At 52.6% G+C, this 16,039-nt stretch carries 18 protein-coding genes; 16 read left to right on the top strand and 2 right to left on the bottom strand.

Annotated features, from left to right (window positions below; all coding sequences use genetic code 11):
- The first annotated feature begins 107 nt into the window (after positions 1-107).
- The 7 genes from KQJ23_RS06750 (at position 108) to racE (ending at position 6,184) form a co-directional block, all read left to right on the top strand.
- Positions 108-980: a helix-turn-helix domain-containing protein gene (locus tag KQJ23_RS06750; RefSeq protein ID WP_216478016.1), complete on the top strand. Its 873-nt coding sequence runs from the start codon at positions 108-110 to the stop codon at positions 978-980.
- A 444-nt stretch (positions 981-1,424) separates the two neighbouring features.
- Positions 1,425-2,414, top strand: a complete 990-nt coding sequence (locus KQJ23_RS06745; RefSeq protein WP_216478015.1) for an N-acetylglucosamine kinase — start codon at positions 1,425-1,427, stop codon at positions 2,412-2,414.
- Positions 2,411-3,718, top strand: a complete 1,308-nt coding sequence (locus KQJ23_RS06740) for a 6-phospho-beta-glucosidase (protein WP_216478013.1) — start codon at positions 2,411-2,413, stop codon at positions 3,716-3,718. Before KQJ23_RS06745 ends, KQJ23_RS06740 begins: the two co-directional genes overlap by 4 nt.
- A 118-nt stretch (positions 3,719-3,836) precedes the next feature.
- Entirely contained in the window at positions 3,837-4,124 is a 288-nt protein-coding gene (locus KQJ23_RS06735; protein ID WP_216478117.1) for a Dabb family protein, read from the top strand.
- A gap of 45 nt (positions 4,125-4,169) precedes the next feature.
- Complete coding sequence (locus KQJ23_RS06730; RefSeq protein ID WP_216478011.1) at positions 4,170-4,598, top strand: DUF86 domain-containing protein; 429 nt, start codon at positions 4,170-4,172, stop codon at positions 4,596-4,598.
- 142 nt (positions 4,599-4,740) lie between these two features.
- Positions 4,741-5,181 carry a YtxH domain-containing protein gene (locus tag KQJ23_RS06725; protein WP_216478009.1) on the top strand — a complete coding sequence of 147 codons (441 nt, stop codon included), beginning with the start codon at positions 4,741-4,743 and terminating at the stop codon, positions 5,179-5,181.
- 184 nt (positions 5,182-5,365) lie between these two features.
- Entirely contained in the window at positions 5,366-6,184 is an 819-nt protein-coding gene (gene racE, locus KQJ23_RS06720; RefSeq protein ID WP_216478115.1) for a glutamate racemase, read from the top strand.
- Positions 6,185-6,249: 65 nt separating this feature from the next.
- Here the strand turns inward: racE and KQJ23_RS06715 are convergent, their stop codons facing one another.
- Positions 6,250-7,152 carry a diacylglycerol/lipid kinase family protein gene (locus KQJ23_RS06715; protein ID WP_216478007.1) on the bottom strand — a complete coding sequence of 301 codons (903 nt, stop codon included), beginning with the start codon at positions 7,150-7,152 and terminating at the stop codon, positions 6,250-6,252.
- A gap of 280 nt (positions 7,153-7,432) precedes the next feature.
- On the opposite strand from KQJ23_RS06715, the gene KQJ23_RS06710 reads away from it, so the two are divergent.
- The 5 genes from KQJ23_RS06710 to KQJ23_RS06690 all read left to right on the top strand — a co-directional run bounded on the left by KQJ23_RS06710 (position 7,433) and on the right by KQJ23_RS06690 (position 10,106).
- On the top strand, positions 7,433-8,071 hold the full coding sequence (locus tag KQJ23_RS06710; RefSeq protein ID WP_216478005.1) for a TraX family protein: 639 nt from the start codon (positions 7,433-7,435) through the stop codon (positions 8,069-8,071).
- A gap of 23 nt (positions 8,072-8,094) precedes the next feature.
- Positions 8,095-9,021, top strand: a complete 927-nt coding sequence (locus KQJ23_RS06705; protein WP_346779356.1) for a M14 family metallopeptidase — start codon at positions 8,095-8,097, stop codon at positions 9,019-9,021.
- 134 nt (positions 9,022-9,155) lie between these two features.
- On the top strand, positions 9,156-9,419 hold the full coding sequence (locus KQJ23_RS06700) for a YkvA family protein (RefSeq protein WP_212939502.1): 264 nt from the start codon (positions 9,156-9,158) through the stop codon (positions 9,417-9,419).
- 96 nt (positions 9,420-9,515) lie between these two features.
- Positions 9,516-9,818 (top strand): HesB/IscA family protein, encoded by a 303-nt coding sequence (locus tag KQJ23_RS06695; protein ID WP_216478001.1) that lies wholly within the window; start codon positions 9,516-9,518, stop codon positions 9,816-9,818.
- A gap of 54 nt (positions 9,819-9,872) precedes the next feature.
- Entirely contained in the window at positions 9,873-10,106 is a 234-nt protein-coding gene (locus KQJ23_RS06690) for a YuzB family protein (protein WP_216477999.1), read from the top strand.
- Between the two features lie 155 nt (positions 10,107-10,261).
- On the opposite strand, the gene KQJ23_RS06685 is transcribed toward KQJ23_RS06690, so the two are convergent.
- A complete protein-coding gene (locus KQJ23_RS06685) occupies positions 10,262-11,173 on the bottom strand; it encodes an AraC family transcriptional regulator (RefSeq protein WP_216477997.1) in 912 nt (303 codons plus the stop codon).
- A gap of 375 nt (positions 11,174-11,548) precedes the next feature.
- On the opposite strand from KQJ23_RS06685, the gene KQJ23_RS06680 reads away from it, so the two are divergent.
- The 4 genes from KQJ23_RS06680 (at position 11,549) to KQJ23_RS06665 (ending at position 16,037) form a co-directional block, all read left to right on the top strand.
- Complete coding sequence (locus KQJ23_RS06680; RefSeq protein WP_249529546.1) at positions 11,549-12,688, top strand: glycoside hydrolase family 183 protein; 1,140 nt, start codon at positions 11,549-11,551, stop codon at positions 12,686-12,688.
- 89 nt (positions 12,689-12,777) lie between these two features.
- On the top strand, positions 12,778-14,187 hold the full coding sequence (locus KQJ23_RS06675; RefSeq protein WP_216477995.1) for an ABC transporter substrate-binding protein: 1,410 nt from the start codon (positions 12,778-12,780) through the stop codon (positions 14,185-14,187).
- Between the two features lie 113 nt (positions 14,188-14,300).
- The gene (locus KQJ23_RS06670) at positions 14,301-15,185 is read left to right on the top strand and encodes a carbohydrate ABC transporter permease (RefSeq protein WP_216477993.1); all 885 of its coding nucleotides are present in this window, start codon (positions 14,301-14,303) and stop codon (positions 15,183-15,185) included.
- A 27-nt stretch (positions 15,186-15,212) separates the two neighbouring features.
- Positions 15,213-16,037 (top strand): carbohydrate ABC transporter permease, encoded by an 825-nt coding sequence (locus KQJ23_RS06665; protein WP_216477991.1) that lies wholly within the window; start codon positions 15,213-15,215, stop codon positions 16,035-16,037.
- Positions 16,038-16,039: the final 2 nt, after the last annotated feature.

The following is a 16,039-nucleotide window of genomic DNA, read 5'->3' as shown; positions in this document are numbered from 1 at the left end:
TATGTGTGCTAGTTTCATAGGGTTCGTACAATAGAGAATTGAGTCATCCTGGCGGGTATGCTTTAATAGAGGCAAGCATGAATGAAGCCGCAGGAGGAAAATATCAGATGATTCAACCTGACCTCATACAAATGCCAGGCGAATTTCCGATGACGGTCTCCATGTCCAAGGGGGTTAGCCCTCTCTTTCAACGGCTGCACTGGCATCGCGCACTGGAGATTAACCTCATTACCTCCGGGGTGGGGACGTATATCATCAACGGACAGGAATATCAGTTTGCAGCGGGCGATGTATTTCTGATCGATTCTCATGATCTGCATCGGGCATATGAGGGAAAGGATCTGGAAATGGTCGTCATCATGTTCGAGCCGTCTCTGGTCGGCTCGGAGCATCGGTATAACCCGGAGATTATGCTGCCCTTCAGACAAACGGGAAGCCTTTTCCCGAACAGGATCACGGCTGATCAGATCGAAGCTGCAAATGCCAGGTTAAGTGAGTATATTCTGAGAATGCTGGAGGAATATCCATCAGAGCAAAGCTCACGGTATTCGGTGCTGCACGGCTGTTTGCTGCTGCTGCTGGCAGAGGTGCACCGCTATTTCCGCCAGCCGGAGACAGCGGAATTCCGCCCGGCTGTCAAGCATCTGGAGATGATTCGCGAGTCGATTCAGCGAATGGAATCTGATCTGGAGCGTGCATGGACTCTCTCCGAATTAGCGGAGCAAGCCCATCTCAGCCCATCCCGTTTCAGTGCGCTTTTTAGCCAGGCAGCGGGGATGTCTCCTATGAACTATTTGCTGCAGCTGAGGCTCGATCACGCGGTTCAGCTCCTGGAGCAGAGCTCGCTTAGTATTCTGGAAATCGCCGATCAGTCGGGCTTTCGGAATCTATCCAATTTCAACCGGCTATTCTTGCGTTACGTCGGTAAACCGCCAAGCGCTATGCGCAGGAAGCTTCAAGGAAAAACCTCTATGAGTTGAAGCAAAGACAAAAGAAGAAGGCGCGTTAGAAGGGGCAACGTGTGAAGTGTGCTTACGATCGCTGTTGTTCGCGGATTTCTATGATTGGACTAAGTTCTAACAAGGGAGAAATCCGCTCACAAAGGCGAACGCTGATGCTTCTACAGCACACTTCACACGTTGCCCCGACACGCAGAATCAATAATCCGGTTTCTATTGCTGTTAAAGCATTGTGCTGCGCTCTTGCAGGAGATTTCGCCGAATGGAGTCCCGGTGATAACTTATGGGACACCCTCACTTCGGAAGCATAACGCGTAGCGTTCGCTTTTGAGTGGATTTCTACCCTTTCATAAATTCAACATAGATGGCAGTGATTTTCAGTAAGATCATATTATAGTTCAGGACTATTGCAGAGGAAATGCATTAGTCCTTTTTTGTATGCTTGGGGAAGAAGGAGCGATGCATATGAACTATTATATGGGCGTGGATGCGGGAGGCAGCAAGACACATTGTCTGATCGTGGATGCAAGAGGAGAACCGTGCGGTATAGGAATCTCCGGCAACGGCAACCACCAGACCAATGCCGATGCGGAGAATGAGATTGCAGCGGCATGCGCTCAAGCGTTGAGAGAAGCCGGCTTAAGGCAAGACGAGATCACCTTCGCTTATTTCGGCTTGGCCGGGGCCGACCGGGAACCGGATTATAGAGTGCTTCGTCCGATGATTGCACGGCTACAGTACCCCAGAACCGACATTGCCTGTGACACGATGATTGCCATGCGAGCAGGCAGCCAAGCCTCGCATGGGGCCGTCGTCATTAGCGGTACCGGCTTCAATGCGGCTGCCAGAAACCGGGACGGCCAAGAGCTGCAATATGGCGGGTTCGGCTATTTGTTCGGTGATGGACAAGGCTCCGGAAGGGACCTGGCAAATCTGTCATTTCGCGCGGCGGTAAGGGCCTGGGACCTTAGAGGGCCACAGACTTTATTGCAGGAGCTGGTCCTGAGAAGCATCGGCTTCAGCAGCATTCCTGAAGTGTTGGATGCGATGCTGGATGAAGGCTATGAACCACCGTTGCAGCTGGCCGAGCAGGTATTTATTGCGGCTGAAGCGGGAGATGCGGTGGCTGAAGGGATTCTAAGAGAACAGGGGGCAGAGCTTGGCAATGCAGCCGCGGCTTTAATCCGCCGCTTGGATATGGAGGAAGATCACTTTGATTTGGTGCTTGGCGGGAGCATCCTCTCCAAGAGCCGAACCGATCTCATGCGGGAATCGCTTGCGAAGCGGGTCCATGAGACGGCTCCATATGCCAGAATACGACGTATTGTAATGGAACCGGTTGTTGGCGCGGTGCTTAGCGCGATGGATCGGGATGGATATGTGCCGCAGGATGAAGTGGTAGAACGGCTGAAGAAGATAACTATCGCGGATAGGAAGGGAGAACTGAAGTCATGAAGGATCGCAAAACAATAAAAATTGCTGTTATCGGAGGCGGGTCATCCTATACGCCAGAGCTGGTCGAGGGGTTGATTAAAGGCTATGAGGAAATGCCGGTCTCGGAGCTATGGCTGGTCGATATTGAAGAGGGCCGGGAGAAGCTGGAGATTGTAGGGAACCTAGCTAAGCGGATGGTCCGCAAATCCGGCCTGCCTATCAAGGTTGAATTGACCCTGGATCGGAGAGAGGCGATACAAGGCGCAGACTATGTGACGACTCAAATGCGGGTGGGTCAGCTCGAGGCCCGCAAGCGGGATGAGCATATTCCGATTAAGCATGATGTGATCGGCCAGGAAACGACAGGACCGGGAGGAATGTTCAAGGCGCTGCGAACCATTCCGGTGATTCTGGATATTTGCAGGGATATCGAAGAGCTCGCACCGAACGCCTGGATGCTGAATTTTACCAATCCGGCTGGGATGATTACGGAGGCAGTGACAAAATACTCGCAGGTCAAAACTGTGGGACTGTGCAATTCCCCGATCAACTTCAAGAAGTCTTTGGCCGAAGCATATGGAACCTCCGAGCATCAGGTGCTCCCGGAATTTGTAGGCATTAATCACCTGCACTGGGTGACCTCGGCACTGGTGAACGGAAAGGAGAGAATGCCGGAGCTCCTGGCTGGAAAAGGGGAATACAACGCGAAGAATGTACCGACATTAGGCTGGGATCCCGAATTTTTGCAGTCCCTGCATGCGGTGCCGACATATTATTTGAAATACTATTATATGACAAATGAAATGCTCCAAGAGGAGAAGGAAGCGCTCGAGAAAAACGGGACACGTGCCGATGTGGTCAGACGCGTGGAAAAGGAACTGTTCGAGCTGTACGCCGATGAGAGCTTGCAGGAGAAGCCGAAGCAGCTCGAGCAACGGGGTGGAGCCTATTATTCCGAGGCCGCCGTCCAGCTGATGAAGTCGCTGTATCTGGGCCGGAACGATATCCAAACCTTGAATGTGCCAAATGGAGCGATCTATGATTTCCTGCCGGAGGATGCCAGTATTGAAATTAACTGTGTAGTTACCGCTGCCGGACCTGTTCCTTTGAAACCGATGCACGTGCCTGAGACCATTAAGGGGCTGTTGCACGCGGTAAAGACCTATGAGAGCCTTGCGATTGATGCGGCTGTCAGCGGGGACCGGGGGCTGGCCCTGCAGGCGCTGGTTCATCATCCGCTGGTCCCATCAGTAACGGTGGCAAAGGTGCTGCTGGAAGAACTGCTGGAAGCTCATAAGGCTTATCTGCCGAAGTTTTTTGCATAATGGTGTGACAGGTCCTATCTCCTGCCAATCCTCCTCTTCTACTGCCGGATGGTGCATGCCGTCTGCGGTGGAAGAGGAGTTGTTGTTATGATATATTTTGTACAAAGGGGTGATTACCATGATTAAGCATATCGTATTGTTTAAGCTTAAAGACACGAGTGCGGAAAATATCGAGCATACGGTTTCGGTATTACGGGGACTGAATGGAAAGGTTGAGCAGCTAAGAGGTCTGGAGGTCGGAATTGATGTCGTCAAGTCGGCACGTTCTTATGACATCGCTCTCATTGCGGAATTCGATTCGCTGGAGGATCTGGAAGGCTATCAAGTGCATCCCGAGCACAAGAAGGTCATCGAGCATATGTCCCAGGTTAGAGAAAGCCAGGTTGCTGTCGATTTTGAATATTGATGGGAATGATTCGCCTACTCTCTGATATAGGAGGCCCGAACAACGATGTATTATGTTGACCGAAGTCAGATAGAGCGCAGATTGGAGCTGCTGCCCCGAATTTCTCAAGTTCTAGCGGAAACTGCAGCTGCTGACAATAACGGGCTAATGCTGCGGTTTGCCGAGGAGCGGGCACTGCATCTGGCTATTGAGGCCATAACCGATGTAGGCAGCTATCTAATTGATGGTTTTATTATGCGGGATGCAAGCAGCTATGAGGACATAGTTGAAATCATGCGGGATGAACGTGTTATCGATCATGAGCTGGCCTTGCAGCTTACTGGGCTGGTCCGGCTAAGAAAACCGCTCGTTCAGGATTATGTGGATTGGGATCGCAGCCGTGCGCACGATTTGTCCGCAGAATTGCCGGGGCTGCTGCATGCTTTTACGATCAGAGTAAAGAGTTATTTGGATCAGGAAGGTATTCAAGCCTAGTCATTATTTTTTCTACATAGGTGTGTCGGGACAACCCCGCATTGCTTATAATACAATATCGATATAGGCATTCGCCCGGACAGAAGCATCTGCTTGAACTGGAGCTGTACTGGGCAAAGGGCCGAACAAGGAGAGATGAGACGTGAGTGACGGGAAGAAGGGCTGGATTTGGGGAGCGGCGATCGGTACGATTGTCGGCTCGGTAACTGCATTGTTATTCGCACCGAAAGCGGGCCGTGAGCTTCGCAAGGATCTTGCGGAAGGGGCGCGTCAAGTCGGAGAGAAAACTCAGGAAGTAGCAGGCAAGGTGGGAGAACAAAGCACACAGATCGCCGGCGCAGTGAAGGAAAAGGCTGAGGATTTGGTCCATGAGTTCCAGACCTGGCGCGCTTCGAAGGCAGCGAGCAGCGAAGAAGTGCAGGAAGCTGCTCAGGAAGAGCCGCTTGCTCTGGAAGTGGCTGTTGAACCATCCGAGGAAGCCGATGAGGCTGCTCAGACTGAAGAAACGGTGTCCGGACAAACCGAAGAGGCTGGCACCGAGGCCGAAGCAGCAGCAGTCGAGGAAGAAACGGATAAAGAGTAAGGCAAGTTTCCCGAAGAAGCCGGGGCAGGCGCATCGACCTGTCCCGGCTTCTTCGCTGCGCAAACTTTCCCAAATAGGGCTTATGGTTGTACCTCACCGCTATTTGGGTTAAGATTTAGGTACGCTTGGAGCGGGATTGACATAATGTAAGGAATGAATGCAAATTTTCAATGAAGGAAGCGGTATGTTCGTGCAGCAAGCCATTGCCATATTGGACTCCGGTGTAGGAGGCCTTACCGTCGTCAAGGAAGTCATGAGACAGCTTCCTAGAGAGAAAATTATTTACTTTGGAGACACTGCGCGTGCGCCTTATGGACCTCGTTCAGCAGAGGAAGTACGCCTGTTTACCGAGCAAATTGTAGATTTTCTGATTCAATTTAATCCGAAAATGATTGTGATTGCCTGTAACACAGCTACTGCGGCAGCACTCGACTATATTCAGTCCAAGGTGGCGATCCCGGTGATTGGTGTGATCCATCCCGGTGCGCGCGCTGCGATAAGCACGACCAAAACGGGAAAGATCGGGGTTATCGGCACCCTGGGAACGATACGAAGCGGAGCATATTCATCGGCATTGAAGGAGCTGAATCCGACTCTTGAAATTGTCAGCGAGGCTTGCCCGACCCTTGTTCCGCTTGTGGAGCAAGGGCTCTATGAGACGCCTGAGGCCGTTGAGGTTGTACGGGATGCATTGAAGGAGATCAGGCAGTATTCCATGGATTGTCTGATTCTGGGATGCACGCATTATCCTTTCTTGAAACCAGTGATTCAGACTGTGATAGGCTCGTCCGTAAAGCTGATCAGCTCGGCCGATGAGACGGCGAGGGAGATCAGCACGGTCCTCCATCAGAAGGGGAAGCTGGCCCGTGGCAGCGAGCTGCCGGTTCACCAGTTTTTTTGCAGCGGAGACCCGGAAATGTTCCGGCAAATTGCCTTGCGGTGGCTGGGCAAGCAAATCGAGCTCACCCCGATCGTGTGGCAGATTTCCAGCCCAACCGGATAGTACGAAAAAACCTTTGGACAGAGCCTTCTGCCAAAGGTTTTTTGCACATATGCTGCTGAAATTAATTAGATTGAAGGAGTCATTACCTTCATCGCACCCGGGAGAGCGGAAGCGGTGAGCGGAGTAGATGCGATATGCTCCCCATCGCCCAAGGCAAGCCTTGGCAGGCTGCTGTGGACGGTAATCTCTTGACCGCGAAGCATCGTCACGAAGGACAGCTTGGTGTGCTTGCCGAAAAGCACGGTTGGGAACAGCAGCAGCAACTTTAACCGGGAGCAGTCATGAACAATACATATATCTAGCAGTCCGTCATCCGTTCTTGCTTCGGGGCAAATGGCAAGCCCGCCGCCATAAGTGGTCACATTGTTGACTGCGGCCAGCCAGGCGGAGGAGAAGGAATGCTCTTCTCCATCACAGCTCACCGTCAATGCGGCGGGACGGAAGGAAATCAGAGTATGAAAGATTCCGATAATATAGGCGAGTCTTCCCATCCCAAGCCAGTTGCAGATTTTCTTATAGTAGCTTTTGTTGACGTTATTTGCGACTTCGGCATCGAAGCCGACAGCCAGCGCTGTCAATGTGTTGCGCCCGGCAATGGAGATCAAGTCTGCCGAACGGGCATGGCCTTTCAGCATGATATCTAGGGCCGCTTCCGTGTTCCTGGGGATGCTGAAGCCTCTGGCAGTATCATTGCCTGATCCTGCCGGGAATACCGCGAGCGGAACGCCCGAATTCTGCATAGCCGGCAGCAAGCCATGGATCGTTCCGTCACCGCCGACCACACCGACGGCCAGCCAGTCCTCGCGCTTGATCAGCTGCCCTTTGAGATAGGCTTGCGCTTCCTCTGCGCTTTGGGTAAATGTATACTCATAAGGAATATTCCGCTCATGGAGTACGGTCCGGATTTTGTCCCAGACCCGGCGGGCTCCTCCGTTTCCTGATTTAGAATTAATCACAAATAAATACATGCAGGTTCCTCCAATTATGTAGCCGCTTCTGGTTCAAGTGTAAATCATAATAGAGCTAGAATGGAATCATTTTTATTTTATAATTGAGAGTTCAAAAAGTCAGGTTTTCAGCACCGAGAAGGTTGCGAGAACCCGAAGAAGGAGGAACGGAGTGTAGGTAGACCCTACATGAGTACCGGAGTTCTAGGGTGAACGCAAGATTCGATATCGAAATAACCACCTGAAACACTTCGTGATCAAAAGCTGACTTTTTGAACAACATCTAAAAAGGAGTAAAACTATGCAATGGATTGCGATGCTCACCATGCTGATTGATCATACAGGCCTGCTGTTTTTTCCGGATGAAGCGATCTGGCGGATCATCGGCAGGCTTGCTTTTCCCCTGTATGCCTATGCGCTTGTCCAAGGCTACAGACATACCTCAAGCTTTCGGAATTATATGCTGAGGTTAGCTTTGATTGCAGTGATCTCGCAAATTCCCTATCAGCTGGTGCTGAAGCCTGGCGGGCTGAATGTGGTGGCAACGCTGCTGGTCTCATTGCTGATCTTGAAGCTGCTTGAACGGATCAGGCCAGGCGCGTTCTCGGCCCTGCTGATTGCTCTGTGCTGCCTCGCAATGGAGGTGCTTCCTTTCGATTATGGAGCATATGGACTGCTTCTGGTGCTTATATTCAAATATGCGCGTTCTTCTCAGCTGCTGCTGATGCATTTAGGACTCAATCTGATTTATCTTGTGGCTTATGGCTGGTTGATTCAGATGGCAAGCCTGGTCATAACGCTTCCGATTGCTTATGGAGGGGGGCTTTGGCGTAAAGTGGAGGCAAGCCGGGCTCCGGCATGGCTATGGCGCTCCTTCTATCCGGCTCACTTGTATATTCTCATGTTCGTGGTGTACGGAATGCGCATCTTGGCTCCTTAATGGAGCATCAAGGAGGGGGATGTGTGCAAATACGGGGAGATTCGTCCGTGGAATGGCCGGGAGAATCCATTGTTCGACTGGAGCAGGAGGGATATCGCAGCCGTGCGTATTCCATTCAGCTGGATCGGCTTCTGGAGAAATATAGCGATATTCTTACCGTTGAAGCTTTTGGAGAGAGTGTTCTGGGAGAGCCGCTTTGGGTGGTTCGTCTTGGAAAAGGAGCGGAGCAGGTCCATATGAATGCGGCTGTCCATGCCAATGAATGGATTACCGCACCGCTTCTGCTTCGTTATGTAGAGGAGCTGGCCATCCGGAGACTCGCAGGCGGTGCGCCGGAATTGGACGCCGTAACCCTGTGGGCGGTGCCGCTATCCAATCCGGACGGCGCGGACCTGGCGCAGGACGGCATCCCGCCCGGCTGTGCCTGGGCGGAGGAGCTCGCCGCGTGGAACGGCGGCAGCAGGGATTTCCGCCGCTGGAAGGCCAATATCCGCGGCGTAGATCTTAACGACCAGTTCCCGGCAGGCTGGGAACTGGAGCGGGAGCGCCGGGGCGTGGCAGGCCCGGCGCCCCAGGATTACGGCGGGCCGCATCCGCTCTGCGAGCCGGAGGCGGCCGCCTTGGCCCGGCTGACGCGCGAAGCGGGCTTCAGCCGGGTGCTCTCCTTGCACACGCAGGGCAAGGAGATTTACTGGAACTACCGCGACTGCGAGCCGCGGGAGTCAGAGCCACTGGCCGCGAGGATGGCCGCGGCCGGGGATGGTTACCAGTCCGTCAAGCTGACCGGCAGCGATGCCGGGTACAAGGACTGGTTCATCCATGAATTCCGGCGGCCCGGCTACACGGTCGAGGCCGGCGAAGGCGTGAACCCGCTTCCGCCGGAGCAGTATGATGGGATCTACCGGGGCCTTGCTCCAGTGCTGGCTGAATTTATCCGGGGGCCGCTATGATGCGCGCCCCGCTTTTTTTGTAACTTCTTGCATATGCGGTACGTTTGAAGTAAATATAAAGTCGAACTAAGTTCAGACTCATCTTATTTAATTCTCGGAGCTTTAGGGTATTGTACTAATAGGGAGGGATCGCCATGAAATGGTCAAGAATTTGGTCCTTGCGCCACTGGGGACATGTTTTCCGCAAGCTGCCAGGGCTTCTTCGTTCGCCGAGAGTTCCATTGCTGGACAAGCTGCTTCTTGGCATACCTGCCATTCTGTACTGGATTCTGCCGGATGTCCTGCCCTTCATACCGATTGATGATATTGCCGTGACGATGCTGCTAATGAACTGGTTTGTCGGGCGGGCAGAGCAGAAGGATCGGGACGGGGTTCAACGAATTGACATCAATCCCTAGCAGGGGTGTTAGTAATAATCGGCCATGTCTTGCGCGGGCGCGAATGTTTCTTTACAATAGGAATATTGATGTCATATTGAGAATGGAGTGATTTTAATGAAAGTAAAAATTACCCGCAATGCGGCGAAAGTCATAAAGAAGGAATTGGATAAGGAAGAGAATCAGGGCTTGGCTCTGAAGGTTGTTATTACACATGCACATGGTGATCATGCCCATTACGGGATGGATCTGGTGAAGCCGGAGGAAGGCGACACCGTGATTCCTACCGATAAGGAGATTGACGTTATTCTGGATGGGAATGATCCGTTGCTTGATGGCGTTAAGATTGATTATCTGTATTTTCCGGAAGAGGGCTTTGTCATTACGAATCCTTCCAAAGGCAATCACGGTGACCACTAATATCACACCCCGCACGGGTAAGGCAGCTTAGCTCCGAATAAAGAAGGGAATAGTATGGCTAACGATATACGGATCTGTGACAAATGCAATCATATCCGCTTAAAGACAATGGTACCCAAGCTTCAGAAGATGGCTCCCGATGCCGAGATTCAAGTAGGCTGCAAATCGTATTGCGGGCCTTGCGGCAAGAGAGCGTTTGTATATATTAATGGCCGCTATGTCAGTGCGCCGACTGAGGATGAAGTAATCGAGAAGGCGGCGCCTTTTGTGAAGAAGCCTAAAGAGTAGACTGAAGGAAGACGGTTATCCCGTACTAGCCTTCGGATTGCAATATAAACCCGCGAGCTGCCGGTTAAGCAGCTTTCGGGAAGTAGACGGTCTCCGGTCGATATTCGGGGCCGTCTTTTTTTTGTAATCGCCTCTTATCGGATTTCTTCTTGCGGCTAGCTCTCCGTGATCCGCGAATAGGTACGGAGAAATTCCCGCGGCGATACGCCTTCAAGCTGCTTGAACGCCTTGCTGAAGGAGTAGACATTACTGTACCCGACCTTCTCGGCGATGGAGGACAGCGACAGGCGGTTGAACATCATCAGCTCTTTCGATTTCTCGATCCGGTAGCGGATCTGAAATTGATGCGGCGTCAAGTCGAATGTCTGTTTGAAGACACGGGAGAAGTGGAACACGCTGAGGCAGGCGATTTTGGACAAGCTCTCCAGCGGCACCGTCTCGTTATAATGCTCCATCATGTACGTTACGGCTTGCTCCATTGCCCGTTGATGCTGAACAAGATGGACGTTTTCCTTGGCTTTCATCCCTTTGAGGAGCAAGTAAATAATCCGCAGCACCAGCGACTTTTGCAGGAGGGGAGATTCGGCATCACGCCGTTCGTAAGCATGAATGATCTGCATCAGCGTCTTGTGGACTTCAGCATGATTCCCGATCCGGAACACATCGGGGAACTTGAACACCTCTCCCAGGATATCCGGACGGAGCCACGCGAGTTCTTCTTTGCTGCAATCATTGCGGTTCTTGAAATTGATCGGTACTTGTTCATAATCGTCGTAATACAGCACGTCGAAATGGATATGGGGCATCCAGCATTCGCCTCTGGAGCTATAGAACTCGTGCTCCTTCCCCGGCTTGAACAGAATAATGCACCCGGGTTCGGCGACGATGGTCTCCTCTGCCAGCCGAATCGTAAGCTCTCCCTTTTCCACATAGAGCAGTTCATAATCAAAAATAATCCGCGGCTCCAGGCGCATCTCATCGACACGATGATTCCAGGCCCGCCGCACATTTGGGGACAGGCGGTGCATCATATGCTGAAGCGTGACGGATGTGAGATCTGTGTCCATGTCCCTGACTCCTCCTTATAGCAAGAATGGAAGCAAAAAGTCTACTTCTACCTTTCAAAAATACTAGATTAATAGTGGTGAATAAAGGTTGAACTTCATGCAAGAGCATCATAAAAGCAAGATTGGATAAGAAATAACAAATCCCAACATAGAACAATAAGCAGATATCATGTAAAATTTTTAATGTAATCGCTTTCATGATATCATCATCAGCTTGACCTTTAAAGGGGGAAATGGCATGTGGACAATAAAACTACGGGGCTCGCCTCCAAAAGGAGGCTTGACATTGCCAAATCTGCAATCGATTGCAGAAATGAATATGGCTTGTCGTAACGGTGAAAGAGCAGCCGAATATTCCTTAGGAGGAACATCGATATGCGGCGAAGTCTTCAACTGATGGCTCTGTCAGCTGCGCTTCTGATTATTGCGTCCTGCAGCAACGGATCCACTGAAGCAGAGCGGATGACAGAACCGGCCGGCAACAAGACGTTCATGGTGAAAGGCACATCCGATCTTCAGAAGATCGCCCAACTGACGGGAAAGGACTCCTTGAACAGGACGGACGAATTCGCGGTGCACGGTACGGATCTCGGCTCCATGTTCACGGTGGACGAGAAGACTTATTTCGTCTTCGGGGATACGTTCGGGGAGAGGCCGGAAGGGATGACCGGCGGGGGCGGCAGCTTCTGGCGCTCCAACGTGATGGCGTACAGCTCGGACCGGGACCCGTCCGACGGTATAACGTTTGACGGCATGATCGCCGACGAGATCGGATTTGCCAAAGAGCTGCTTCCGTCCAGAAAGATCGACCATGACGAGATGACGATCATTCCTACCCATGGGCTCTCCGCGAACGGGGCGTTGTATTTGTATTTTATGTCGGTCAATCATTGGGGCGACCCCGGAAAGTGGGACGCCAATTATGCCGGCGTCGCCAAATCCACAGATGAAGGACAGTCGTGGTCGGTCGTTGACGGCCTTCAGTGGCCGGGGGACAGCGGATTTATCCAGGTCAGTCCGTTCACGGTCGGAGACGGTGACGAGGCAACGATTTATTTCTGGAGTATTCCGTCCGGGCGCTTCGGCGGCGTTCAACTGATGCGGGTTCAGGAGAAGCATCTGGAAGAGCTGAACCAATACGAGTACTTTGCCGGGGCTGATTCGCAAGGGGAGCCGGTCTGGAGTCCGGACATGAGCAAAGCGGAGACCGTTGTCGACGACAGTGTCGGCGAGTTGTCGGTCATCTGGAATCCCGGCCTGAAGCGCTGGTTGATGACTTACCTGAGGGAAGGCCAGGGCGTGGTGCTCCGGGAAGGACTAAGTCCTTGGGGGCCATGGAGCGATCCGGTAGATCTCGTTCCGGCATCGGATTATCCCGGGCTGTACGCCCCGTTCATGAATGACCGCTTCCTGTCCGAGGATGGAAAGACGCTCTATTTTGCCCTGTCCCTGTGGGATCCCTATAACGTGTTTTGGTTCCGGGCCACACTTGAGACGTTGGAGGATGCCGATTAATCCATGGATATAGTTCACCCGATCATGTCTGGTTTACGCGCCTTCGGGCGTTTGAATACAGCTTCAAACTAAAGGGGAGGTTTACGAAAATGAAACAGCGCCGTACAAAAAGACGGGTCCTGCTATGGACCATGCTGCTGGCCGTATCCATGCTTGCTTCCGCATGCGGGGGCGGTTCGGGAGGTAATTCCGCGACAGGCAGCAATGGAGAAAACGGGGGGAACAACAAAGCCCAGGAAGAACAGAGCACCGGAGGGAATACCGCGGCCGGAGAGAAGGTTAAGGTCGAGTTCTGGGCCCAAAAGTTCGAGGATTCGACGGATGCCTGGTTTAAGAAATGGACGGATGAATTCAACAAGACGCATGACGATATCGAAGTCAAGCTGACCATTGTACCCGGTGACGCCTGGGCCCAGAAGCTGAAAGCCGCCCAAGCGGCCGGCAAAGCGCCGGACGTGCTGACCATGAACTACAGCAATCTGGCCCCTTCCGCGAAGCAAGGGCAAATACTGGCGCTCAACGAGTATATGGATCAAAGTCTGTTCGACGACCTGTACGACAATGTGAAGGGGTTCGTCACGGTGGAAGGCAAGTACTACGCGTATCCTAAGCTGGTCGAGCCTTCGACGGTGCTTTACTACCGGAAGGACTTATTCGAGGCGGCCGGACTTGATCCGAACAAACCGCCGGTCACTTGGGCGGAAATGATCGAGTACGGCAAGAAGCTGACCAAGAACGGCATCTATGGTGTATCAACGGCGCAAACCGCCGGAGACCTGGGCTGGTCGAGCTGGGGGCTGCAATTTAATTCCGCCGGACATCTCCCGATCACGAATGATTGGTCCAAGGCGGATGTCGTGAATGACGGCTATAAGGAATTGCTTAACTTCTACAAGACGCTGTATCAGGAAGGCATCATGCCGAAGCAGCAGCTTGCCGCTTATGCCGATGCCACGCCGTTCGGGCAAGGCAAGACCGCCATGCAGGTGTCCGGTTCCTGGTCGATCGGGCTGTTCCGCAACGACTACAAGGATATGCTGGACAAAATCGGCGTGGCTCCGATGCCGAGCATCGACGGAGACCAGACGAAGACGACCGCCACGCTGGGCGGCTGGACGCTCGTCGTTGACGGCAAATCCAAGCATCCGAAGGAGGCTGCGGAGTACATTGGCTGGCTGCTCGGCGGAGACCCGAACATCATGATCGAGTTCTTCAAGACGAGCCAATTCTCCAAATTCTCGCCGCGCAAATCGGTTGACGAAGCGATGAATCAGGATCCGGACGCCAAGAATGACGAATGGCGCAAGCTGATATCCGAGAAGATCATTCCTTATTCCGAAGCCGAGCCGGTCTATCCGTGGGATATCAGCATGTTCTTCGCCACAGCGATCGAGAAGGCAATGAAGGGCGAGGGCGTGGACAAAGCGCTTACGGCGGCGGAGAAAGAAATCAACAACTTCATCGAGAAACAGCAGCTGGCGGGCACCAATCCGAAATAAAGCTGCAATGAAAAGCGGCCTTTCCGTCCGCAAGACATTCCGTATCTTGCGGACGGAGGAGGCTTTCCATGAGTTTTCTTTCACGAATGCAGAAGGAAGAGCGGTGAGTGAACATGCGCAACAATATTCGTTACGATAACAAGATCGCATATATCATGCTGCTGCCGATTTTGATCCTATTGACGGTCTTCGTCATCATTCCGTTCGTGTACGCGGTCAATGTGAGCTTCTATGACTGGAGCTTCTATCAGGATTCGGTCTATGTCGGACTCCGCAATTTCTCCAATGTCCTGACCGATCCGCTGTTCACGAAATCGATCCTGATCGGCCTGAGGTTCGCATTTATGGTAGTTCCGGCTCAGCTGTTGCTGGCCTTTTTATTCGCACATGTCATCAAAGGTTTGGGAAAAAGATTGTCGGGCTTCGTCAAGACCTCGATCTATATCCCGACGATCATCTCCGGAATTATCGCATCCATCGTATTTGCCTTTATCTATGATTACAACGCCGGTCTGGCGAACTATTTCCTGGAGCTGATAGGCATGGAAAAGGTAGCCTGGCTCGCCGACGTCCGGACGGCACTCGGAAGCATTGCGGTACCGGTTGTATGGCTTGGGTTCGGAATCACGGCCCTGATCATGCTGGCCGGGCTGCTGGATATCCCCGAGAGCTATTACGAGGCGGCGGAGCTGGAAGGAGCCGGAGTGTTCGCCAGAATGATACGGATCACGCTGCCGCTGATGAAGAACGTCATTCTGTATTTGCTGGTCATCGGATTTACCGGAGCGATCCAGCAGTTCGAGCTTCCGCTCGTCATGACCGGCGGAGGCCCGATCGACGAGACGCTGACGCCGAACCTGTACATTTTCAACCATTTCAAAAACGACGTGCTTGTCGGCCATTCCATCGCATCGGCGCTCTTGTTGTTCCTTGTGCTGGGAACGATCTCGGCCATTATCTTCAAGGTGCTGAACTCGGATAAGGCTGTTGACGGATAACTCATAACGGATGGAGGACTATCAGCGATGAGACTAAAAGAGCAGTTCGTAAAAATCGTCCTGTATGCCGTCGGCCTGCTGATTGCATGCATCGCACTGTTCCCGCTGCTGTGGATGGCGATCGCGGGCTTCAAGGGGAAGACGGAAGTGCTGGCGACCCCGTTCAAATTTTTGCCGGAGCGGTGGCTGTTTGAAAACTATATTTCGATTTTGCAGGATCAGATGTTCATCAGATCGATGCTGATTACTTTCGGAGGAGCCCTGTTGTTCGCGGTTTTGAGCCTTGCGATCAACTCCTCTGCCGCCTATGTGTTCGCACGGCTCGAATTCCGCTTCAAGCGGGTGCTGTGGGTGTATGTGATCCTGACGATGTTCGTGCCGGGCATGGCTATCCTGCTTACTTCGTTCATTGTCGTCACCAAGCTGGGGATGCTGGATACGATGGCCGTTCTCGTATTGCCGGGCGTGGCCAGCGCAGGGCACATGTTCTTCATCCGCCAGTTCTATCTCAATATTCCGATGGCACTGGAGGAAGCAGCCCTGATCGACGGGGCGGGCCGTTTCAAAATATTCTCGCACATCTTCCTGCCCATGTCCTATCCGGTCTTCGTCATCGTAGGGATCGGCTCGTTCCTGGGATATTGGAATTCCTTCGTATGGCCGACCATGACGATTACGAATGTCAACCTGTTTCAAATCATGCAGTATCTGGCCACGTTCCGGTCCGAGCGGGCCACCGAGCTTGGGCTGCTGATGGCGGGATCTACGCTGGCCGCCGTCCCGACGGTCGTACTGTTCCTGATCTTCCAGAAATACATTATCCGCGGGATTAAAATATCCGGACTGAAATAGCT

The sequence above is a fragment of the Paenibacillus brevis genome (assembly GCF_018919145.1).
In the GTDB taxonomy this organism is placed as follows: domain Bacteria; phylum Bacillota; class Bacilli; order Paenibacillales; family Paenibacillaceae; genus Fontibacillus; species Fontibacillus brevis.
Note: the sequence above shows the minus strand (reverse complement) of the source record. Positions and strands in the feature narration are given on the sequence as shown.

Excerpts from the sequence above, each read along its gene's own strand:
- racE (WP_216478115.1), top strand. The coding sequence starts at position 5,366 with ATGTTCGTGCAGCAAGCCATTGCCATATTGGACTCCGGTGTAGGAGGC.
- KQJ23_RS06740 (WP_216478013.1), top strand. The coding sequence starts at position 2,411 with ATGAAGGATCGCAAAACAATAAAAATTGCTGTTATCGGAGGCGGGTCA.
- KQJ23_RS06730 (WP_216478011.1), top strand. The coding sequence starts at position 4,170 with ATGTATTATGTTGACCGAAGTCAGATAGAGCGCAGATTGGAGCTGCTG.
- KQJ23_RS06690 (WP_216477999.1), top strand. The coding sequence starts at position 9,873 with ATGGCTAACGATATACGGATCTGTGACAAATGCAATCATATCCGCTTA.
- KQJ23_RS06700 (WP_212939502.1), top strand. The coding sequence starts at position 9,156 with ATGAAATGGTCAAGAATTTGGTCCTTGCGCCACTGGGGACATGTTTTC.
- KQJ23_RS06750 (WP_216478016.1), top strand. The coding sequence starts at position 108 with ATGATTCAACCTGACCTCATACAAATGCCAGGCGAATTTCCGATGACG.
- KQJ23_RS06675 (WP_216477995.1), top strand. The coding sequence starts at position 12,778 with ATGAAACAGCGCCGTACAAAAAGACGGGTCCTGCTATGGACCATGCTG.
- KQJ23_RS06745 (WP_216478015.1), top strand. The coding sequence starts at position 1,425 with ATGAACTATTATATGGGCGTGGATGCGGGAGGCAGCAAGACACATTGT.
- KQJ23_RS06735 (WP_216478117.1), top strand. The coding sequence starts at position 3,837 with ATGATTAAGCATATCGTATTGTTTAAGCTTAAAGACACGAGTGCGGAA.
- KQJ23_RS06680 (WP_249529546.1), top strand. The coding sequence starts at position 11,549 with ATGCGGCGAAGTCTTCAACTGATGGCTCTGTCAGCTGCGCTTCTGATT.
- KQJ23_RS06695 (WP_216478001.1), top strand. The coding sequence starts at position 9,516 with ATGAAAGTAAAAATTACCCGCAATGCGGCGAAAGTCATAAAGAAGGAA.
- KQJ23_RS06670 (WP_216477993.1), top strand. The coding sequence starts at position 14,301 with ATGCGCAACAATATTCGTTACGATAACAAGATCGCATATATCATGCTG.
- KQJ23_RS06685 (WP_216477997.1), bottom strand. The coding sequence starts at position 11,173 with ATGGACACAGATCTCACATCCGTCACGCTTCAGCATATGATGCACCGC.
- KQJ23_RS06665 (WP_216477991.1), top strand. The coding sequence starts at position 15,213 with ATGAGACTAAAAGAGCAGTTCGTAAAAATCGTCCTGTATGCCGTCGGC.
- KQJ23_RS06710 (WP_216478005.1), top strand. The coding sequence starts at position 7,433 with ATGCAATGGATTGCGATGCTCACCATGCTGATTGATCATACAGGCCTG.
- KQJ23_RS06715 (WP_216478007.1), bottom strand. The coding sequence starts at position 7,152 with ATGTATTTATTTGTGATTAATTCTAAATCAGGAAACGGAGGAGCCCGC.